The organism is Corynebacterium sp. UMB10119B, assembly GCF_030228125.1.
GTDB classification, from domain to species: domain Bacteria; phylum Actinomycetota; class Actinomycetes; order Mycobacteriales; family Mycobacteriaceae; genus Corynebacterium; species Corynebacterium pseudogenitalium.
Map to the genome: position 1 here is coordinate 206101 of NZ_JASPBG010000003.1, position 19585 is coordinate 225685.

21 protein-coding genes and 3 tRNA genes are annotated in these 19585 nt (G+C 60.1%); 10 read left to right on the forward strand and 14 right to left on the reverse strand.

Features of this window, described 5'->3' with window-relative positions; translation table 11 throughout:
- Positions 1–6: 6 nt before the first annotated feature.
- Positions 7–1548: an anchored repeat ABC transporter, substrate-binding protein gene (locus QP802_RS04840; RefSeq protein WP_284817700.1), complete on the reverse strand. Its 1542-nt coding sequence runs from the start codon at positions 1546–1548 to the stop codon at positions 7–9.
- Entirely contained in the window at positions 1545–2462 is a 918-nt protein-coding gene (locus tag QP802_RS04845; protein WP_284817701.1) for a TIGR03773 family transporter-associated surface protein, read from the reverse strand. The genes QP802_RS04840 and QP802_RS04845 overlap by 4 nt, the downstream gene beginning before the upstream one ends.
- A gap of 146 nt (positions 2463–2608) precedes the next feature.
- Between QP802_RS04845 and QP802_RS04850 the strand changes: the two genes are divergently transcribed.
- Positions 2609–3685 carry an HNH endonuclease signature motif containing protein gene (locus QP802_RS04850; RefSeq protein ID WP_070477514.1) on the forward strand — a complete coding sequence of 359 codons (1077 nt, stop codon included), beginning with the start codon at positions 2609–2611 and terminating at the stop codon, positions 3683–3685.
- A 49-nt stretch (positions 3686–3734) separates the two neighbouring features.
- Here QP802_RS04850 and QP802_RS04855 read toward each other — a convergent pair whose 3' ends face one another.
- Complete coding sequence (locus QP802_RS04855; RefSeq protein WP_284817702.1) at positions 3735–4589, reverse strand: alpha/beta fold hydrolase; 855 nt, start codon at positions 4587–4589, stop codon at positions 3735–3737.
- Positions 4590–4676: 87 nt separating this feature from the next.
- Between QP802_RS04855 and QP802_RS04860 the strand changes: the two genes are divergently transcribed.
- On the forward strand, positions 4677–5441 hold the full coding sequence (locus tag QP802_RS04860; RefSeq protein WP_284817703.1) for an IclR family transcriptional regulator: 765 nt from the start codon (positions 4677–4679) through the stop codon (positions 5439–5441).
- A 23-nt stretch (positions 5442–5464) separates the two neighbouring features.
- On the opposite strand, the gene dmpG is transcribed toward QP802_RS04860, so the two are convergent.
- From dmpG to QP802_RS04880, 4 genes are read right to left on the reverse strand one after another with little or no spacing between them, the layout of a single operon-like run.
- On the reverse strand, positions 5465–6514 hold the full coding sequence (dmpG, locus tag QP802_RS04865) for a 4-hydroxy-2-oxovalerate aldolase (RefSeq protein WP_284817704.1): 1050 nt from the start codon (positions 6512–6514) through the stop codon (positions 5465–5467).
- A 1-nt stretch (position 6515) separates the two neighbouring features.
- Positions 6516–7445, reverse strand: a complete 930-nt coding sequence (locus QP802_RS04870; protein ID WP_070363131.1) for an acetaldehyde dehydrogenase (acetylating) — start codon at positions 7443–7445, stop codon at positions 6516–6518.
- A gap of 15 nt (positions 7446–7460) precedes the next feature.
- Complete coding sequence (locus tag QP802_RS04875) at positions 7461–8246, reverse strand: 2-keto-4-pentenoate hydratase (protein WP_284817705.1); 786 nt, start codon at positions 8244–8246, stop codon at positions 7461–7463.
- 13 nt (positions 8247–8259) lie between these two features.
- Positions 8260–9189 (reverse strand): 3-carboxyethylcatechol 2,3-dioxygenase, encoded by a 930-nt coding sequence (locus QP802_RS04880; protein WP_070363133.1) that lies wholly within the window; start codon positions 9187–9189, stop codon positions 8260–8262.
- A 285-nt stretch (positions 9190–9474) separates the two neighbouring features.
- Between QP802_RS04880 and QP802_RS04885 the strand changes: the two genes are divergently transcribed.
- From QP802_RS04885 to QP802_RS04920, 8 genes are read left to right on the forward strand one after another with little or no spacing between them, the layout of a single operon-like run.
- Positions 9475–10788 carry an aromatic ring-hydroxylating dioxygenase subunit alpha gene (locus QP802_RS04885; protein ID WP_070477508.1) on the forward strand — a complete coding sequence of 438 codons (1314 nt, stop codon included), beginning with the start codon at positions 9475–9477 and terminating at the stop codon, positions 10786–10788.
- 33 nt (positions 10789–10821) lie between these two features.
- The gene (locus tag QP802_RS04890) at positions 10822–11172 is read left to right on the forward strand and encodes a non-heme iron oxygenase ferredoxin subunit (RefSeq protein WP_070363135.1); all 351 of its coding nucleotides are present in this window, start codon (positions 10822–10824) and stop codon (positions 11170–11172) included.
- A complete protein-coding gene (locus tag QP802_RS04895; RefSeq protein WP_070477507.1) occupies positions 11169–12377 on the forward strand; it encodes an NAD(P)/FAD-dependent oxidoreductase in 1209 nt (402 codons plus the stop codon). Before QP802_RS04890 ends, QP802_RS04895 begins: the two co-directional genes overlap by 4 nt.
- Positions 12378–12398: 21 nt before the next feature.
- On the forward strand, positions 12399–12983 hold the full coding sequence (locus tag QP802_RS04900; protein ID WP_070363137.1) for an aromatic-ring-hydroxylating dioxygenase subunit beta: 585 nt from the start codon (positions 12399–12401) through the stop codon (positions 12981–12983).
- 8 nt (positions 12984–12991) lie between these two features.
- Positions 12992–13813 (forward strand): SDR family NAD(P)-dependent oxidoreductase, encoded by an 822-nt coding sequence (locus QP802_RS04905; RefSeq protein ID WP_070477503.1) that lies wholly within the window; start codon positions 12992–12994, stop codon positions 13811–13813.
- Positions 13807–15465, forward strand: coding sequence for an acyl-CoA synthetase (locus QP802_RS04910; RefSeq protein ID WP_070363139.1), 1659 nt, complete (start codon positions 13807–13809; stop codon positions 15463–15465). The genes QP802_RS04905 and QP802_RS04910 overlap by 7 nt, the downstream gene beginning before the upstream one ends.
- A gap of 13 nt (positions 15466–15478) precedes the next feature.
- Positions 15479–15802: a hypothetical protein gene (locus QP802_RS04915; RefSeq protein WP_070363140.1), complete on the forward strand. Its 324-nt coding sequence runs from the start codon at positions 15479–15481 to the stop codon at positions 15800–15802.
- Entirely contained in the window at positions 15803–16240 is a 438-nt protein-coding gene (locus tag QP802_RS04920) for a PaaI family thioesterase (protein ID WP_070363141.1), read from the forward strand.
- A 73-nt stretch (positions 16241–16313) separates the two neighbouring features.
- On the opposite strand, the gene rplA is transcribed toward QP802_RS04920, so the two are convergent.
- From rplA to QP802_RS04955, 7 genes are all read right to left on the reverse strand, one after another.
- Positions 16314–17024 (reverse strand): 50S ribosomal protein L1, encoded by a 711-nt coding sequence (gene rplA, locus QP802_RS04925; RefSeq protein WP_070477499.1) that lies wholly within the window; start codon positions 17022–17024, stop codon positions 16314–16316.
- Positions 17025–17101: 77 nt separating this feature from the next.
- Positions 17102–17530, reverse strand: coding sequence for a 50S ribosomal protein L11 (gene rplK / locus QP802_RS04930; protein ID WP_070363143.1), 429 nt, complete (start codon positions 17528–17530; stop codon positions 17102–17104).
- Positions 17531–17697: 167 nt separating this feature from the next.
- Positions 17698–18633 (reverse strand): transcription termination/antitermination protein NusG, encoded by a 936-nt coding sequence (gene nusG, locus QP802_RS04935; RefSeq protein WP_284817706.1) that lies wholly within the window; start codon positions 18631–18633, stop codon positions 17698–17700.
- 81 nt (positions 18634–18714) lie between these two features.
- Positions 18715–19038: a preprotein translocase subunit SecE gene (secE, locus tag QP802_RS04940; protein ID WP_070477497.1), complete on the reverse strand. Its 324-nt coding sequence runs from the start codon at positions 19036–19038 to the stop codon at positions 18715–18717.
- A 24-nt stretch (positions 19039–19062) separates the two neighbouring features.
- Positions 19063–19138 (reverse strand) — tRNA-Trp (locus tag QP802_RS04945).
- A gap of 63 nt (positions 19139–19201) precedes the next feature.
- Positions 19202–19273 (reverse strand) — tRNA-Met (locus QP802_RS04950).
- Positions 19274–19309: 36 nt separating this feature from the next.
- A tRNA-Thr gene (locus QP802_RS04955) sits at positions 19310–19382 on the reverse strand.
- Positions 19383–19585: the final 203 nt, after the last annotated feature.

The window sequence follows — 19585 nt, forward strand, 5'->3', positions numbered from 1 at the left end:
GTTCGCTCATTTCTCATTTCGTGCGAGGCACCTGCGTATCGACGCAGCATTCGCCTCCACAAGGTGTATATAGGTATCGGCTGGCCCAGACCCCGGAGGATCCAATGTGTCGCCCCAGATTGGGCATACCTCTATGCCAAGCCGGGCGGCGGTTTCTGTCAGCACTGTGCTGCGCCCCGCCAACTGTGGTTCCAGGAAGACCGCGGGCACGTGCAGATTCTCCAGTGTGCGGGTGAACGCGATGACATCACGCGGGCTCGGCTCCACGCTGGGGTTTGGCGTGACAAAACCTGCAACTCGCATTCCATATGCCCGCGCGAGGTAGGCGTATCCATGGTGTGTAGTCACCAGGTTGCGTTGTTCCTCCGGAACCGCGGAGACAGACTCGTGCATCATTTCATCCGCTGCGTCCAGTTTTTGCAGGTAGTCGCGGGCGTTTGCCTGGTAGATTTCCGCGTGGCGCGGATCCACCGCAGCCAACTCGTCACGGATTACCTGAACGATCGCTTTCATCGCCCGAACGTCGTGCCACACATGCGGGTCCAGCTCACCATGCACGTGATTGCCCAGCACCGCCTGCGGGAGCAGGTAGGTTTCCTCCCCCGGCGTACCGAGGAATCGGAAGGGGCGCTCCGGAGGGATCGGCTGCAGGGTTGTATTCGGCACTGTGACGGCTACGTTCACTGGATCCATGCGGCCATCGTCATCCGAGTTGAGCACGAGGTGAGCCGCACCTTGCCCATCAAGCTCTGTTGTAATGTCGACGTGCCCCTTCTCCACCGCGTGCAACCCCGGCGTTACCCGCGCGGGATCCTGCCCCACAACGACCGTCACCGTCGACTCCACACTTGCGCGCTCAGGTGCACCGACGGCATCGCGAATATGCGATTCAAACCTCAGCTTGTACACGCCTGGCTTGGAAAATGCCCAGCTCAAGTGAGTATGCGCGTCAACCGGCAGGGTCTTTACGTCACGGCTATCCAGCCCGTCGTGAGAGTTGAACACCACCTCCGGGGTGCCGAAGGTTCCCAGGATGAACGCGAAAGTGGCACCGGGGCCGTCAACATCTACAAGGTGTAAGTCCGCGACTCCCGTCGTCGGGAGCTGTTGGCCCGTATCCACCCGCAACCCGAGCCACACCGCATCTAGGCTCGCGTCCTCCACAAGCGGAATCGGCGCAAACCCGTACCGTTGCGCCTCCTGCGCAAGTGCCACGACCGGAGTCGTGTCACGCACGGTCGCCGCAATCGTATTCGTTAAAGACTGTGGCTCCAACAACAGTCCGTTGGTAAAAATGGCATCCGCATACGCGATGTCGCGTGTGGCATGCAAGCTCGGTTCGTAGCTGTGCGGATCAACCCCACGCGCCATCAGCGTGTGCACATCAGCCACATCACCTGCAACGTTTTGAACCGCATCCGCCAAAATAGGTGTCGACGCCACCACCGACGCCTTCCCCTCTCCCACCGACTGCCCTTCCGGTGCGCTACACGCCCCGAGCAGCGCCACGCACATCAGCACAGCGGCTCGTTGAAAAAACTGGATCACCGGTGGCCACCGAAACCCCACGCTGCGGCGACACGACGGCGCAACGACGCATCCAAACACAACCAACTCGCACCAAAGACAAACACGCCCAAGCCGAGCACAGCCACCGGCAGCGTCATCACTGTCGTACCCGTTTCTGCAAGGGCCCCACCGCGTTGCGCGGGAGCAACATCCTGCTGCTGGTGATCTTGTGATTGCAACTGAGTCTCTCCCTGATCAGGCGCTGGATTCGCGTTGCTCGCCACCACTGGCTGCGCGCACTCGCCCTCCTCGTCAAAGACGGAGCCAAAGTCGAAGTGACCATCGTTCGCGTTACCGGCGCCGCCAATGTCAAAGGTGAGCGTCGCCTCCCCGCTCACCGGCTCGCCATTACTCGTCGTCGCGCTTTGACGAACTGTCACCGTGTAAGTCCCCGGAGCACTGAACATCCAGTTTGGATGCACATGTGAATTCGCAGGAATGGTATGGCTGCCCTGCGCCTGCCCATCCACGCCACGGAACCACTCCTCGCCCACGACCTGACCGAGCCCACCCTGCGTGAACACAAACATGGCACCAGGTCCATCAAAATTTGTAATCTCCCAGGCCACATCCCCAGAAGTGTGCTCAAGCAGCGACGGATGCTGCGTATTCGCTCCAAGCCATGGCACACCGGCTTGCTGAGTTGCACCGATCATCCACGCGGTACCGGCCGGAATTGGCCCAACTGGATTGGAGAGCTGCTGCTTTGCTGCATCACCCAGCCCAAAAACGAGCTCTGCGGGATCGCGCCACTCGGCCGGAACAGTGCGGTCGTCTTTCACCATCGGGTGCAGTGTCGGGTGGCATTCCGCCGCGAAAGCAGGCGTCGACATGGAAAGGAGCAGTAATGTCGCGGCGAGCGCTCGCAGAATCTTGATGACAGAAAATTTCACCTAATGAACATTATTTTCATTAGCGTTCGCATGCAAGTCATACGTTATCCACAGGGCACTTCAGAAAACGCCACACAAGAAGAAGTTATCCACAGGTAGCGTGAAAAGCCTTTCCCAGGCGTTCTGCAACCACATATGTTCAGGTTATGAACTTCAAGACATTCCTAGAATCCATGTCCACGCAGGCACTCGACGTACTGGACGGCTTCGATTACGAAGCCGCCATCGAAGCAGGCGTCGATCCAACACGAGCCCGCGCCTGGCGCCAGCTCCACGACATCTACTTCGGGCCCACAAAATCCCGACAAAAACAGCGACTCGCTACCGAAAAGGCTCGACGCTACGGCTTCTCACTCGACCAACTCGCTATGATCGAACGGCGCTTACGCCCCATCAAGTCCGCGCGAACACGCACCAAACTGCGCCTCGTACTCCTCGATACCAAGGGCACATACAAAAAGCTCAGCGAACGCGCAAAAGCACTTCTTCCGAACAACACCAAGCACCAAAACGACCGCCTCACATTTTCGCCTTCCCGCAATGGGCGCCGCACCATGACGCTCACCACCAACGAGCGCGACCTCGCCGACCTTGAACACGCCCTCACCCAAGACATGGACCCCAAGACGCCACCCACGAAACACATGCTGCGCAGATTCCTCGACATCATACGTGGCGACGGCCGTTCCGTCCCCCACGCAGTCCCCCGACCTCTCTTGCTCATTCCACTCCCCCAGTGGATCCAAATACAGCGCGGCCACGGCGACGAGACCACCCTCACCCTGACCGATGGCACCACCATGACAGGCGCCGAATACCTAAACAGCCACGTCGCCACCACCGAGAACGAGCTCGAAGCCGCCGTCTTCCACCCACAGCACGGGGCAGTCAACCTCTACCGGACACAACGCCTCGCAAATGACAAGCAGCGCGCTCTGGCCCGCGCCGTTACCCCCGGCTGCCCAGTGCCTGGATGCCGCCATGCAGCCGACGCCTGCGAAATCCACCACATCACTGCATGGCAACACGGCGGGGAAACGAACATCAACAACCTGTCGCCATTGTGCCGCTACCACAATCGCGTCAACGACGACGACCCCCAACGAGCACGCCGAGGTCGCATCGAAATTGTGGACGCACAACCGCTCTGGCACTCACCACGCGGCTACTCCGCCCCAAACCCAGTCCACCGACCTGGTGCGATGAAAATGTTGTACACATAGCAAAACGCCCACCACGACGGGGCCGAAGTGGGCGTCGAAAAGCTGCTGACTAGAACTGACGCTTCATCCAGTTCACGATGACCTCATTGAACTCATCAGCCTTCTCAACCTGCGACCAGTGGCCACACTGTGCGAAAAGGTGAGCGTCAGCGGACGGAATTGTGTTCACCAGGTCCCACGTGCGCTGCGGCGTAATCACGACGTCTTGCATGCCGTGCACTAGCAGAACCGGGATCTCGACCTTCGACAGCACGTCGAAGTCGAGTGGAAGCTCGGTACGGTCACGGTCACGCGCCTGCACAACCTCCTGTAGGCGATCAGACGCCGTATCGTTCAGCGCGGACTGGTAGCGCAGCGACACGAGCTCATCGGTGATCAGCGACTTATCCACCACGAACTGCTCGAGCGTGTTGCGGATACCTTCTTCGGTCAGCTTCGGGTTCGAATGACCCTTCAGCGCGCCGGTCAACTTCGCCCCACCGGTGCCCATGGAGATGATGCCCTTCACACGCTCCGGGTGGTTGATGATCATCTGGAAGCCAACCCAGCCACCGAGCGAGTTACCAACAATCCAGGTCTTTTCAATTCCCAGGGCATCCAGCACACGGATTGCGTGCTCAACCCACTCGCGGATACCGTACTTGGTGCCCTCAGCTACGACGGTCTGGCCGTAACCAATGGAGTCGATCGCGATGCATCGTGCGTTCTCGGAGATGGTCGGAAGGTTCAGCCACCAGTTCGCGGCTGCAGTCACGCCCGTGCCGGAGCCGTGGAGGAACAGTACTGGTTCGCCCTCGCCGAGATCGTGGTAGTGAGTGAGCTCGCCGGGTGCCGTCTCCAGCCACTTGTCCTCGAGCCCGAAGAATTCGTCAGTCTTGTAATCAGGAATGGAAATTTCAGTCATACAGCCAACATAGCGACGAACCCACGCACACGCCGGAGTGTTCCAGTCCGTGGCACACGATAGACACTATCCGGTTACACTGAGCCTATGGTTCAAGACGCAAAACCAAACTCCATCGACAAGGCGTTCGGCATTCTGAAAGCGTTCAAGAGCGAGGACGTCAACGGGGTTGGCGTTTCAGAGTTAGCCCGGCGCGTCGATCTTCCAAAGTCGACGACGCACCGCCTTCTTAACAAGCTGGTGGAAAATGATGCCGTCCTCAAAGCGAACGAGCTCTATCGGCTCAACCCGGCGCTCGGAATGACGTCAACACCGGAGGTGTATTCCGAGCAAACCGCTCAGGTATCAGAGTTGCTCACACCATTTTTGGCAGCGCTTTTTGAGCGCACTCGACACACCGTCCACCTTGGACATGTTGAAGGGACGAACGTTCGTTACGCGAACAAGCTCTTTTCCGTCCGTGGTGTGACAGCGCCGTCACGCATTGGCGGCCTAATTCCCGCTTACGCGACTGGCATTGGCAAAGCAATTATGGCGTACGACGAAACGCTTACCGAGCGCATCATCCGTGAGGGGCTCGCGCCATGGACTCCGCACACGATCTCAGACCCGGATGAGCTGCGTGAAACGTTGAAAAAGATCCACGATGAAGGTATCGCCTACGACCTTGAGGAAATTTCGGAAGGTCTATGTTGCGTCGCCTGCCCGATTTTCGGCACCGAGGGCGTACCGATTGCCGCGATGAGCGTTTCCTTTCCCGCAGAAGACTTTCAGCCCAAAACAGTAATCCCGGTCCTCAAAAAGATTTGTGGATCCGGGACTCGTGCGTGGAGAGCGAAGCACGCGGGATAAACCCGCATACGCGCTCTACTTCGCTACTTCTGCTTTGCCAGGTCGATTGCGACGTCGATAATCATGTCTTCCTGACCACCGACGTAACCACGGCGACCGACTTCTTCCAGGATGGTCGCTGCAGGCACACCATAGCGTTCCGCGGCGCGCTGCGCGTGGAGCAAGAAGGAGTTGTAAACGCCAAACTCACCCTGGACGATGGAGCCACGGTCCATCATTGGGAGGCGCTCGACCATTGGCTTCAGGATGTCTTCAGCGGCGTCACGAAGCTTGGCTTGATCAACATTGCCGATGTCAATGCCGGTGCGGTTGAACACCGTGGCTAACACCTCGATCGGTGCGTTACCGGCGCCAGCACCAAGCCCATACAGGGTGCCGTCAATTTGGCGAGCACCATTGACTACAGCGAGCAACGAGTTTGCAACCCCGAAACCGAGGTTCTGGTGTCCGTGGAAGCCGACCTGTGCGTCGTCGCCAATCTCTTCAACGACTGCCTTGACGCGGTCCGCGGCCTGGTTCATCACTAGGTAGCCGGCGGAGTCGACCACGAAGACGCACTGACAGCCGGCATCGACCATGATGCGGGCCTGCTTCGCAAGCTCTGCTGGTGGGATGCGGTGTGAAAGCATCAGGAAGCCACCGGTCTCAAAACCAAGCTCCCGTGCTGCCTGGAAGTGCTGGATCGAAATATCTGCCTCGGTGCAGTGAGTGGCAACGCGCACGATGGATGCGCCCGCACTCTTTGCTTCTCTGAGGTCCTTTACGGTACCCAGGCCTGGAAGCATCAGTGCGGCAATCTTCGCATTCTTGACTTCTTCGACTGCGGCTTCGATGAGTTCGATGTCGCGGGTGTGGGAGAAGCCGTAGTTGAAGGAAGACCCGCCAAGCCCGTCGCCGTGAGTGACCTCGATCATTTCGACGCCGGCGTCGTCAAGCGCGCGGGCGATCTTTTTCACCTGGTCTTTGGTGTACTGGTGGCGTACGGCGTGGGATCCGTCACGCAGGGTCGTGTCGTTGAGGCGGATTTTGTGTGTCGGGATGCCATCGATGACATCGCTCGCAACCGTGTTCATACTATGCTCCTTGCTTCTGCGCCGACACGAGCTCGGCGTACTTGTTTGCGGTGGCAATTGCTGCCGATGTGATGATGTCGAGGTTGCCGGCGTAGTCCGGCAAGAAGTCGCCTGCCCCTTCTACTTCGATGAGGACGGAAACACGACCGAGTCCGTTCCAGTCGTCGCGGGCTTCTTCGAACTGTGGATCCGCGGTGAGGCGGTAGCCCGGTACGTACTGCTGCACCTTCGCTGCCATTTCTTTGATGGACGCGGCGATCTGGTCTTGCAGTTCGCCAGGAGCCGCGGCTTCTGGAGGAAGGGCACAGTAGACAGTGTTGCGCATCATCATTGGTGGCTCGACGGGGTTGAGGATGATGATGGCTTTTGCGTGTTTCGCGCCAGCGAGTTGTTCGAGGGCGGCGGCAGTGGTTTCGAGGAACTCGTCGACGTTAGCGCGGGTGCCAGGACCCGCGGACTTCGAGGAGATCGACGCAACGATCTCCGCGTATTCGACGTCTACGATGCGGGATACTGCCGCGACAATCGGGGTGGTGGCCTGACCGCCACAGGTAATCATGTTCACATTGTCGACGGTTTCGAGCTCATCCAGGTTGACCGATGGGCAGAAGAATGGGCCGACGGCCGCCGGGGTGAGGTCGATGGCGCGGATGCCTGCTTCGCGGTAGCGCGGTGCGTTTGCCGCGTGTGCGCCCGCCGAGGTTGCTTCAAAGACGAGGTCTGGAAGCGGATCCTGCTGTAGGAGCCAGTCGACGCCTTCGTGGGAGGCTGCGATGCCGTTTTCGCGCGCACGCTTGAGGCCTTCCGATTCCGGATCGACGCCGACCATGTAGCGCAGATCAATGTTGGATTCGTTGTTCAAAAGCTTCATCATCAGGTCGGAGCCGATGTTGCCCGATCCGACGATGGCTGCTGTCATTTTCTTTTGCATTGTGGTGCTCCAAACCTATTTAAACCGGACGTCGATGGCCCCGTATGGGCCGTAGGATACTGCGAGGTGTTGGCCTGCTTTGAAAGCGACTGCGCCGCAGAAGCTACCGGTAAGCACGATGTCACCGGCGCGCAGGGCGGTGCCTTGCTCGTCGAGAATGCCTGCGAGCCACGGCAGCGGGAGCAGCGGGTCGCCCATCACATCCTTGCCGACGCCCTCTCCGACAACTTCGCCGTCGAGCGTCATCGTCGCGTGGACTGTTGCAGCTTCCTCCAGGTCGAGATCGAGCGGGGTCGGGTCCCACACGATGGCGCCGAACGAAGCGTTGTCGGCGATGGTGTCGACAAGGCGGATGTCCCAGTCACGGACTCGTGAGTCGATGATTTCGACTGCAAGGTGCGCGGACTTGACAGCCTTGCGGGTCTCTTCGAGTGTCGCGCCCGGTTCAAGGTCCTTCCCGAGCACGAACGCGAGTTCCGGTTCGACCTTCGGGGAGATGAAGCGGTCGACTGCAATGTCGGTGCCGGCTTCGTAGAGGTCGGCGTCGGTAAAGAACCCGAAGTCTGGGCTATCGACCCCCAGCTGCTGCTGCATTGCGAGTGAGGTCAGACCAACCTTGCGCCCGATAACTTTGTGTCCGCGGGCAACGAAGTCTTTTTCCTGGATCTGTTGGATTGCGTAGGCGTCGGCGATGTCAAGGTCGGCGACGACGGTGCGCGGTGGCGCGATCGGCTCGCAGGACGGGTACGCGGCGAGCAGGTCGTTTGCGATGGTACGCAGGGAGTCCTCACGGCTACTCATCTATCTGTCTCTCCTATGATGCGATGACCAGGCCGAAGCCTGCGACGAACTCTGGGATTGGGCGGTAGAACGTGAACTCGGCGTTGACTCCACCGTTGGCGGCGGTCAGCGCGGAAAACGCCGCAACCCAGGTACGCACCTCGTGCGAGGAGTGACCGGCTTCGTCGTCCATGGTGTCGGCGTCGTAGGCGTCGAATCGCGTCGATTCGCCGGAGATGCAGTCCGCCATGAACTTTTCGTCCCACTCTGGGTTGATGTCGATGATTCCTGCGTTTGCGGCACCTTCTTTGCCGGCGGCGATGACGCGAGCTTCACGAGCGTCGCGGTCGGCCTGGTCCGGGTGGCCGTGGAGCATGAAGTGCTTCTGTGCGTCGGTTGCGGATGCCCAGCGTGGAAGAGGCGGGTCGTGGGACAGGCCACCGGAGGCAACCATCAGCACCTTCTTATCCTGGGCCTTCGCCCACTTGCCGACGGCCTCCCCCATCACACGGATGCGCTGCATCGCGGTGAACGGTCGGGCGACTCCGTTGACGAAGATCGGGATGACTGGCTTGGCGGTCAGGGAGCCGAAGAGCAGCTCGACAGGCTGTGCGCCACCGTGGTCAAGAACCATCTGGCGGGAGATTGCCATGTCGACGTCCTGGTCGATAACGAATTGCGCGAGCTCTTCTGCGGCTGACTCGGGCACGTCGAATGGGCCAGGCGTAGTGAGGTAGTCACCCATCGATTCTGCTTGTAGGCCTACACAGAACGGGGGCATCAGGGTGTAGAAGAACCCGTTGAAGTGGTCCGGCGTGAAGACGATGACCAGATCTGGGTCATATTCTTCCGCGGCTTTGCGGGCTTTTGCGAATGCGTCTTGCAGCGCCTCGTTCACCTCTGGTTTTGGCTCGTTGATGCCGAGCAGCGGGCTGTGGGACAGCGCAATAAGTTTTACGCTCATGGTGGCCTCCTCCGGGGCTGGGTTTATCAGCTGTCACATCTGACTGTAGAAGTAGCACATCACACTCCGCGCCCTTGTTCCGGGTTTTGGAACACTAAACCACATACTCAAAAGTAAGAATGTCTGGACTACCCTCGTTCCCTACCCCCGTTCCACAGATTCTGTTCTATTCACTGGAACACATACGCGAACATAACTGCCCCCATGTAGCTTAAGAATTGTGTGAAGCAAAGAACGCTTCAGAAGTAATTGTGCTTTCTATCACTAGGTGCGAAGGAGTTACCTATGGCAACGCCACCAAAGTCCGGCTTACAGCGGCCGGCAGAATTGGATCAGTGCATCGACGTCAGTGGCATGGTCGACCCTGAAGGTGGCCTGGTAGATCGTCGAGTCTTTACGGACGAGGCCGTCTACAAGCAGGAAATGTCGCGTATTTTTGCCCGTTCCTGGCTGTTTATCGCCCACGAGTCGCAGTTCCAGAAGCCGGGCGATTTCTTCCAGACGTACATGGGCGAAGACCCGGTCATCGCGACGATGAACAAGAAGCGCGAAATCCGCGTGCTGCTCAACAGCTGCCGTCACCGCGGTGCCCGCGTGTGCCGCGCCGACCAGGGCCGCACGAAGATGTTTACCTGTACGTACCACGGCTGGGCGTACGACCTCGACGGTAACCTCGTCAACCTTCCTGGCAAGGAGCAGTACGACGAGAACTTCTCCCAGGACGACTGGCCGCTGGTCACGGTGCCCCGCGTGGAGTCCTACAAGGGCCTCATCTTCGCGAACTGGGACGAGAACGCCGAGCCGCTCGAGGATGCGCTTGGTGATATGCGCTGGTACATCGACGCATTCATGGACCGAGACCCTGAAGGCACCTACGTCGTTGGTGGCGTCACTAAGTGGGTGCTCGACGGCAACTGGAAGTTGGCAGCGGAGCAGTTCGCTACTGATTGGTACCACGTCAACATGTCGCATGCCTCTGCGCTGATGGTGATGTCCCCGTCGGGCAAGGGCCCGAAGAAGGAGATCGCGGAGCGCACCGGTGTGCAGTACCACGACGACCACGGCAACGGCGCGGGCTTCCCAGTACACCCGAAGAACCGTTTCGACGCCCAGCCGGTCCACGAGTACTACGACTACGACTTCCTGCGCGAGCGGCTCTCCCCTGAGCAGGTGATGGGCCCGATGACGAACGGCCACGCAACCGTGTTCCCGAACTTCTCCTACCTTCCGGTCAATGGCTCGATCCGCGTCTGGCACCCGAAGGGCCCGAACAAGATGGAAGTTTGGGCGTGGACTGTCCTGGACCGTTCGATGCCGGAGGATGTGGCTCGCGCGCAGCGCCTGTACAACCTGCGCACTTTTGGCCCGTCGGGCATCTTCGAGCAGGACGACGGCGAGAACTGGTCTGAGTGCCAGTCCATAGCGCATGGCTTCATGGTTGGCAACACCCCGCTGAACTACCAGATGGGTATGGCCACGGTCGGCGAACGTGAAGGATTCCCCGGCACTACATCCGAACTGTATTCAGACGCTGCTGGTCGTGCGCTGTACCGCCGTTGGCGCGAACTGATGTCGACCCCAGCTTGGCACGAGAAGTAAACCAAACACACCCTCGAAAGGAACCGAATTACCATGGCTGAACCAGTAAAAGTTGCTGACCTGGACGATCTCGAGCAGGAGGAAGGCTTCCTGGTCACGGAGGAAATGTCGGGATACGACAAGCCGATTGCACTCTTCCGCACCGAAGACGATGAGGTGTACGCCCTCGACGATATTTGTACCCACGAAATCGCTCACCTGTCTGACGGCTGGGTCGACGGCACAATGGTTGAGTGCCCGGTGCACTCCAGCCAGTTCTGCATGAAGACTGGCGCGGTGCAGTGCATGCCAGCGACCGAGGACACCAACACGCACAAGGTTGAGCTGCGTGGCGAAGAAGTCTGGCTCTACCCAGGCGTGCCTGCTGAAGGAGCCGACAAGTGAGCAGCACGACGATCGTAGGCGGCGGAATCGGCGGCTTTACCGTCGCTGATGAGCTGCGCAGGAACGGTTACACCGGCGAGATCACGATCATTGATCCGCTTGGTGTTCCGTACGACCGCCCACCGCTGTCCAAGGACTACCTGACCAACGAGAAGACGCGCGCTGAGATTGAGTTCCGCCCGGCGGAGTGGCTCGAGGAAAACAGCATTGTGCTGAAGCAAGCCACCGTTGAGCGCGTTGAGGCGCAATCGAAGAAGCTGGTGCTGGAGGGCGGTGAGGAGGTTGCGTACGACAACCTCGTGATCGCCACTGGTGGTACTGCTCGTCGCGGCAGTGCGCCGGGCTTCGATAGCGACAACGTCGTGGTGCTGCGCACTACTGAGGACGCGGATAAGCTGCGCTCGCTGATCGGCCCAGGCAAGAAGCTTGGCATCATTGGCGCTGGCCTTGTTGGTGCAGAGGTCGCGTCCTCTGCACGCAAGCTGGGCGCGGACGTGGTACTCATCGACCCTGCGCCGGTATCCCTGGTCCCTGCTGTCGGTCCTGAGCTGGCGCAGCGCCTCCACGACATGCACGCGGAAAACGGCGTGGAGTTCATCAACGCGATGACCTCCAGCATCGAGGAGTCTGACGGCAGGTTCCACATCGGCCTCGACGGCCACGACGCCGTCACGGTTGACGCTGTGTTGCTGTGTATCGGCATCATCCCGGAGACGGTCCTCGCCGAATCCGCTGGTCTGGAGACCGATAACGGCATCCTGGTGGATGAGCAGCAGCGCACGTCGAACTCCTCCATCTGGGCTGTGGGCGACTGCGCCCGCACCCGCCTCGAGGATGGCACGCTACTTCGCCGCCACGAGCACTGGGACTCCGCAATCCAGGAAGCAAAGACAGCCGCCGCCTCAATTATCGACGGCCCATCTCCGAAACTTTCCGCGTCCTGGTTCTGGTCCGACCGCTACGGCATCCACGTTGAGGGCACCGGCGACATGACTATCCCTGGCGAAACCATCATCCGCAATGACGCGGAGGGTCGCCCGGCCGTCGCGTTGCGCCTCGACGAGAACGGCGCCTTGGTTGGCGCGGCAGCAATCGAAGATTCGATGGCTGTTCGTGCGGCACGTCGCATCATCGACCGCGGTATTGCCGTCGATAAGGACAAGCTGGCTGACGCATCGATTCCTCTGAAGAAACTTGCTCGATAGCTACAAGAAAGGAATGGACTCGTGACTGACTTTCTACGTCGCGACGACGTGACCCCCGGGGAGCGAGTGGACCAAACCACCTACTTCGATCTCCAAAACATGTACTACGACGAAGCCGCCCTCCTCGATGAGGGACGCTACGTCGACTGGCTGACCCACTTCGACGAAGACCTCTTCTACTGGGCACCAACCCGCACGAACCGCCTCCGCCGCGAGCAGGCCCTCTCCATTTCGGACGAGGACGGCCCGGCCTTCTACGACGAAACCTACGACTCGCTAGCGTGGCGCATCCGCCGCTTCGACTCCGGCATGGCGTGGGCTGAAGACCCGCCGTCGCGTACGCGCCACCTGATCACGAACCTGATCGCACGGCACGTCACCGTCGGTGAAGGCGCCGACGCCGTCGAGGCGCTCGAGGTCCGCACCAACTTCTACGTCTGGCGCACTCGCCTCGAGCGCGAGCAGGACCAGTTTGTGGGCACCCGCACCGACCTGCTTCGCCCCGCGAAGGACGGTGAGGACGGCCCGAAGTGGAAGGTCTTTGACCGCCGCATCCTGCTCGACATCAACGTTCTGAACTCCAAGAACATCTCTACCTTCTTCTAAGGGCCGACATGCTACAAGGACAACACGTACTTATTACTGGTGGTGGCTCCGGACTTGGGGCAGCGCTGGCGAAGCGCTTCGTTGAAGAAGGTGCGCGCGTAGCAGTTGTGGACATCTCGCTCGAGCGATGCGAAAGCGTCGCCGACGAGATCGGCCGCGAGCACGTCCTGCCGCTCGAGGCGGACGTGACCGACACACACTCGCTACACAAAGCCGTCGACGCTGCCGTGGCGGAGTTCGGATCCCTGGACACCGTCATCGCAAACGCTGGCATCTGGGACTACAACCGTTCCATCACCCGTCTCAACGGCGAAGAGATGAGCGCCATTTTTGACGACGTCATGAACGTCAACCTCAAGGGCTACCTGCTCACCGCGGAAGCTACGTGGCGTCACTTGCTAGCGTCGAACGGTTCGCTGATCTTCACGCTGTCCAACGCATCGACCTACGCGGCCGGCGGCGGGCCGGTCTACACCGCAAGCAAGCACGGTGCCGAAGGCATGATGCTTGAGCTGGCGTACGAGCTCGCCCCGAAAATCCGTGTCAACGGTGTCGGCGTTGGCGGCATGCGCACGAACCTATCCGGCCCCGCGTCCGCTGGCCTGGATGACCGGAAGTTCTCCGACATCATGGACAAGCGCGGCGACGGCGGCAACCCATACCTACCACTCCACGACATTTCTACTGACCCCTATGCATTCACCGGTCCGTACGTGCTGTTGGCGTCCAGGAAAGACGGCGCGAACATCACCGGCGAAGTGATCAAGATTGATGGCGGAATCGCGGCTCGCGGTTTCGCTAAGACTGCCGGAGGCGACAACCTATGTTAATTCGCGGTGTTGAGCACGACGCAAACACTCTCGACGTCAGCCCTTGCTTCCAAGTACAGCGCCACGCTGACTGGCAGCCAGAACGCTTGGCGATGGCCTACGAAGGCCAAGAAATCAATTACGGTGAGTTCCGTGACACCGTAGTCCGCTGGGCGGCCCAGCTGAAGGAAGCTGGCGTGAATCCGGGCGATCGCGTCGCTTACTTCGGTATGAACTCCAGCTCCTTCATGTATGGCATGTTCGCGTCCTGGTGGATCGGCGCAGTGTTCATGCCTGTGAACTTCCGCCTGGCTGCGGGCGAAGTCTCGCAGCTGCTGGCGATGGGCAGCCCGAACAGCATCATCGTGGAGGGCACGTTCCTCGACGAGGCAAAGCGCATCTACGGCGTGGAGCGCCACCATGTCCTCGTTGTCGATGACGACGAAGCCGCCCCACCAGAGAGCGATATCCCGCTGTACTGGTCGCGGACCTCGCAAAGCTCCGAGTACGAAACCGTGGCGGTGGAAAAGCCGACGCCACGCACCATGTCTGACTTGGCGCTGCTGCTGTTCACATCCGGCACGACTGGCCTGCCGAAGGGCGCCCAGATCACGTTCGGCAACCTGTGGTGGAACCAGATCAACGTGGACACAGCGATCGACAGCCGCATCGGCGACGCGACGCTCGCGTCCGCCCCGCTGTTCCACGTCGGCGCGCTGAACTCCTTCGCGGTGCGCGCCTTCGGCCGCGGCAACTCGGTTGTGGTGCACCGTACCTTCGACCCAGCCCGCATCTTCAAGGACGTCGCCCAGTACAAGATCGGTTCGGCGTTCCTCGTGCCGGCACAGCTCGAGGCAATGGCACAGCACGACGAGTTCGCCGACTCCGACCTTTCTAGCCTCCGCGTCATCATCTGCGCAGGCGCCCCGGTGCCACCACGGCTGATCCGCACGTACTGGGAGCAGAAGGACTCCGTCGTCCAGCAGGCGTGGGGCCTCACCGAGACCTCCCCATTTGCCACCTACCTCCCACCGGCCAGGACCATGGAAAAGCTCGGCTCCTGTGGCATCCCCATGGCGCACACCGAAGTCAAACTGATGGACACCGAAACCGGGCAGCACATCAAGGAACCAGGCGTTCCCGGCGAGATGTGGGTGAAGGGCCCAAACGTAGCCGTCGGCTACTGGAACAACCCTGAAGCAACCCAGAAGGCGTACACCGGTGGCTGGTTCCACTCCGGTGACATTGGCTACTTCGACGAGGACGGATACTTTTTCATCGTCGACCGCCTCAAGGACCTGATCATTTCCGGCGGAGAGAACGTCTACCCCGCCGAGGTGGAGCGCGTCCTCGCCGAACACGACGACATCCTGGCTAACTCCGTCATCGGTATCCCCGACGAGCGCTGGGGTGAAGCCGTCGTCGCCGTCCTGCAGGTCAAGGACGGCAAGGAACTCACCTTGGAAGAAGTCCGCGACCACTGCGCGAACTACCTGGCACGTTACAAGCTGCCAACCCGCGTTGTGCACGTGGATGAAATCCCACGCAACCCGGCAGGCAAGATCAACAAGATCCAGCTACGCCAGGAAGTGCGCGCGATGTTCGGCGAGAATCCCGAGACTGCCAGCCAGTCCGTCGTATCATCGCAAAATCAGCCCGACGCACAGAAGTAAGGAGGCGGAAACGATGCTCGACTACCGCAACATCACCAAATCGCCGCTGAAGCACACGTACCCGTACGGCACCACGGACACCGTGGTGGACCTCGGGACTACCGCGGAAATCAAAGAGACCGTGGCTGAGGTGTTCAAACAGCAGCCGGAGTGCCGGCGCGTCATTGTGCCTGTGCCTGTCGGCGACACCGACGGCGTCATCGCTGCGGAGGAGGCCGGGCTGCGGTACGTCTTGGACGTCACCCAGCGTGACGGCCAAGAGTTCTCCCTCCTGGTTGCTGAACCCGACTGGGTCACCAACCAATCCATGGATATCGACGGACTGGAGTTGAAATAAATGGCCGAACTTAACGAGTTCCAGAAGCGCTGGGCGCACTTCTATCGCGAGGACGGCGGCGTCCAAGACGTGGCACAAACCTTGCGTGTTTACGCCATCGACGGCAACAAGGACCAGGTCAAGCTCGGTATGCCGCTGCACAAGGCGATCGCCCAGCCGGCCGGCATGTTCTCTGCCCCGGCGCTGTTCGGCCAAGCCGACTTGTGCGGCACCTGGCTGGCGATGCAGCAGGTACCAGAAGGCGTATTCCCGCTCGCTGTCTCGGTAGCTGGCAACGTGGTGTCCAACACCAAGGAGGGTGACGCAATCGCTACCGCCTCCATCGTGAGGGCGGGTCGCACCATCATCGTTGCGGACGTGGAGACACACTCGGAGGTCACAGGCGCCATTCTGTCGAAGTTCACCTTCACCTACTCGGTGCCGCGCCCCAAACAGTAACCAAGACGCAAGAGTAGAAAACACCCCAGTCGACGAATCGACTGGGGTGTTTTGCGTAGTAAAACGCCGAAGCTTACGCCTTCTTAGCGAAGTTCTTCACAACGTTGGTGTCCACTGGGACGCCAGGGCCCTGCGTTGCGGAGACGGTGACCTTCTTCAAGTACACGCCCTTCGCAGATGCCGGCTTGAGGCGCAGCACCTCGTCGAGCAGAGCGCCGTAGTTCTCGGCGAGCTGCTCAGCGGTGAAGGAAGCCTTACCGATCAGCGCGTGCAGGTTCGAAGCCTTGTCCACGCGGAACGCGATCTTGCCGCCCTTGGTCTCCTCGATCGCCTTCGCGACGTCGGTGGTGACGGTGCCGGTCTTCGGGTTCGGCATGAGGCCACGTGGGCCCAGGACGCGAGCAACGCGGCCAACCTTCGCCATCTGGTCCGGGGTCGCAATTGCGACGTCGAAGTCGATGTTGCCGGCGTTGATCTGCTCGATCAGTGCGTCGGTTCCGACGATGTCAGCGCCTGCAGCCTCAGCCTTGGTTGCGTTCTCGCCCTCTGCGAACACAGCGACGCGGACGGTCTTACCGGTGCCGTGTGGCAGGTTGACAGTGCCGCGGACCAGCTGGTCAGCCTTGCGAGGGTCGACGGACAGACGCATTGCGACGTCGATGGTGGCGTCGTAGTTCTTGGAGGAGGTCTCCTGTGCCAGCTTGACGGCGTCGAGCGGGTGGTAGAACGCGTCGCGGTCGACCTTTGCCAGCGTCTCGTTGTAGCGCTTGGACTTCTTAGCCATGTTGATTTCCTTTCAGAAAATGGTGTTGTCAGGAAATGTGGTACGCGCCTGGCCGGCGCTCCCACAGACGGTGAGAATTACTTCTCGACCGTGATGCCCATCGAGCGGGCGGTACCAGCGATGATCGCGGCGCCAGCCTCGATGTCGCGGGCGTTGAGATCCTTCTTCTTGGTCTCGGCGATTTCCTTGCACTGATCCCAGGTGACAGAGCCAACCTTCTGGGTGTGCGGGACGCCGGAGCCCTTCTTCAGACCAGCTGCCTTCAACAGCAGGGATGCAGCCGGTGGGGACTTCAGGATGAAGTCAAAGGAGCGGTCTTCATACACGGTGATTTCAACCGGGATGATGTTGCCGCGCATGGACTCGGTTGCAGCGTTGTATGCCTTGGTGAACTCAACGATGTTCACGCCGTGTGCACCCAGCGCAGGACCAACCGGCGGAGCCGGGTTTGCCATGCCAGCCTCGATCTGCAGTTTGATCAGGCCAGTGACCTTCTTCTTAGCCATCGAATTACCTCAATTCCTTGGTACAGTGCCACCTGCCACGATGACGGCAGGAACACTTCCGGATGCCCCGCTTGACGGAGCCACCGGGGAGAACGAAAAAACGTCGCGGGCCTTACGGCACACGCGACGTTCAACCTTACGCCCCCACTAGGCTCAAACGCAAACGGTTACATGATGCGTTCGATCTGGTCAGCGGTGAGCTCGACTGGTGTTTCGCGGCCGAAGATGGACACGAGCGCCTGGATCTTGCCGGTCTCGTCGTCGATCTCCGAAATCGTGGCGGATACGGACGCCAGGGCACCGGACAGGATGGTGACGGCTTCGCCGACCTTGTAATCGTGGTCGATCTTCTTCGGCGCTGCTTCCTCCGGCATCGCGACGACGGTCTCGCCCTCTGCGTTCGGCTTGGTGTCCTCGCCGGTGGCTGGCTCAGCCTTCGGCATCAGGAACTTCGCCACGTCGCGGTGCTTGACCGGAGTAGCGTTGCCCTCGTTGCCCACGAAGCTGGTTACGCCCGGGGTCTCGCGCACGACGGACCACGCAGCGTCGTTCATGTCCATGCGGACCAGGACGTAGCCCGGCAGCAGCTTGCGCTTGACGAGCTTCTTCTTGCCGTCCTTGTTCTCGATAGCCTGCTCGATCGGCACGACCACGTCGTAAATGGAGTCCTCCACCTCGAGCGTCTGGATACGCATGTCGAGGTTGGTCTTCACCTTGTTTTCGTAGCCGGAGTAGGACTGGATGATGTACCACTGGCCCGGCAGCTTCTTCAGCTCACGGACGTACTTGCGCAGGCGCGCGCGGTACTCGGAGTCATCGTCAGCCTCCGAAGCACCCGAAGCCTGCGAAACCTCGGCGCCCTCAGCGCCCTCAGCGAGCGGCGACTCGGCCGCGGTGAGGTCGCCCTCCTGCACCGGCTCCTCGACGGCCTCAACGGCCTCTTCTGCCTCTGCAGTGGCCTCTTCTAACTCCGGATCGGTGGCCTCGGTGACGGCGCCGCCTTCGGCGACCATTTCCTCTTCGGCTTGCAGTTCGGTTTCCTGCTCAGTTGCTTCGATGTCGGCGTTTTCCAGGTTTTCCAGGTTTTCCGGCTCGGTGGTCATGGTGTTTCTCCTTGGTGTGGCAAAAACTAATCCCGCCGTACCTCGGTGTTGAGGTGGCGGGACAATCACTTGTTGTTCATGTTAGCGGATGAATACCCATTGCATCAACATGGTGCCGAGGCGGTCGGTCCCCCACACGAGTGCGGTGAGCACGATGAGGAACGCGAATACCACGAGGGTGTAGTTGAGCATCTGGTTTCCGGTTGGCCAGATGACTTTGCGCATTTCCTGGACGACTTCGCCCGGGAACGCGCCTGGGCCGCCGCCGAGGGACTCTTCGCGGTCCTCTTCAGGCTTTGCAGGGGTGTGCTTCGCTTCGTAGGAAGCGGATGAAACAGAGGAGACCCCGCGCAGCTGGCGCTTGCCAGTGGGCTGTGCTGGGTTGTGTTCTTGCGGATTAGTCAAAAGAACTCCTCTAACTACAAGTTTTGGCAGGGGCGACAGGACTCGAACCTGCAACCTACGGTTTTGGAGACCGTTGCGCTACCAATTGCGCCACGCCCCTAGGACACTGTGAACAGTGCTCCTAACCCTACCACGGGAAACGCGTTTCCCGTTTTGAGGTGAGTAGCGATGGCGAGAATTGAACTCGCGACACAGCGATTATGAGTCGCTTGCTCTACCACTGAGCTACACCGCCATGTGCTTGCCGCCACAAGGACTGTACAAACAACAGAGCCCCCTGTCAGAATCGAACTGACGACCTTTTCCTTACCATGGAAACGCTCTGCCGACTGAGCTAAGGGGGCACAGCCTCTATGTTGTGAACTCACCGTGTTGGTGTGTCCGCTCCGTTGAAGCCTTTGAAAGACTAACCCGGTTCTATCATTGAACGCAAATCGCCAGGTAGCAATAGCTTTTCGACGCCTTCTTTGCGGCTTAAGGGACATTTTGTGTGTATAAATCTGTCCGGTTTCCTGGGATGACCTCGCCTAACAGTCCGATATGGTTT

What these genes read in the sequence shown, in the direction of transcription:
- nusG (WP_284817706.1), bottom strand. Translation starts at nt 18,633, where the DNA reads ATGACCACCGAGCCGGAAAACCTGGAAAACCTGGAAAACGCCGACATC.
- QP802_RS04910 (WP_070363139.1), top strand. Translation starts at nt 13,807, where the DNA reads ATGTTAATTCGCGGTGTTGAGCACGACGCAAACACTCTCGACGTCAGC.
- QP802_RS04875 (WP_284817705.1), bottom strand. Translation starts at nt 8,246, where the DNA reads ATGAGTAGCCGTGAGGACTCCCTGCGTACCATCGCAAACGACCTGCTC.
- QP802_RS04855 (WP_284817702.1), bottom strand. Translation starts at nt 4,589, where the DNA reads ATGACTGAAATTTCCATTCCTGATTACAAGACTGACGAATTCTTCGGG.
- QP802_RS04880 (WP_070363133.1), bottom strand. Translation starts at nt 9,189, where the DNA reads ATGAGCGTAAAACTTATTGCGCTGTCCCACAGCCCGCTGCTCGGCATC.
- QP802_RS04850 (WP_070477514.1), top strand. Translation starts at nt 2,609, where the DNA reads ATGAACTTCAAGACATTCCTAGAATCCATGTCCACGCAGGCACTCGAC.
- QP802_RS04915 (WP_070363140.1), top strand. Translation starts at nt 15,479, where the DNA reads ATGCTCGACTACCGCAACATCACCAAATCGCCGCTGAAGCACACGTAC.
- QP802_RS04870 (WP_070363131.1), bottom strand. Translation starts at nt 7,445, where the DNA reads ATGCAAAAGAAAATGACAGCAGCCATCGTCGGATCGGGCAACATCGGC.
- rplK (WP_070363143.1), bottom strand. Translation starts at nt 17,530, where the DNA reads ATGGCTAAGAAGAAGGTCACTGGCCTGATCAAACTGCAGATCGAGGCT.
- QP802_RS04860 (WP_284817703.1), top strand. Translation starts at nt 4,677, where the DNA reads ATGGTTCAAGACGCAAAACCAAACTCCATCGACAAGGCGTTCGGCATT.
- QP802_RS04905 (WP_070477503.1), top strand. Translation starts at nt 12,992, where the DNA reads ATGCTACAAGGACAACACGTACTTATTACTGGTGGTGGCTCCGGACTT.
- QP802_RS04920 (WP_070363141.1), top strand. Translation starts at nt 15,803, where the DNA reads ATGGCCGAACTTAACGAGTTCCAGAAGCGCTGGGCGCACTTCTATCGC.
- QP802_RS04890 (WP_070363135.1), top strand. Translation starts at nt 10,822, where the DNA reads ATGGCTGAACCAGTAAAAGTTGCTGACCTGGACGATCTCGAGCAGGAG.
- rplA (WP_070477499.1), bottom strand. Translation starts at nt 17,024, where the DNA reads ATGGCTAAGAAGTCCAAGCGCTACAACGAGACGCTGGCAAAGGTCGAC.
- dmpG (WP_284817704.1), bottom strand. Translation starts at nt 6,514, where the DNA reads ATGAACACGGTTGCGAGCGATGTCATCGATGGCATCCCGACACACAAA.
- QP802_RS04885 (WP_070477508.1), top strand. Translation starts at nt 9,475, where the DNA reads ATGGCAACGCCACCAAAGTCCGGCTTACAGCGGCCGGCAGAATTGGAT.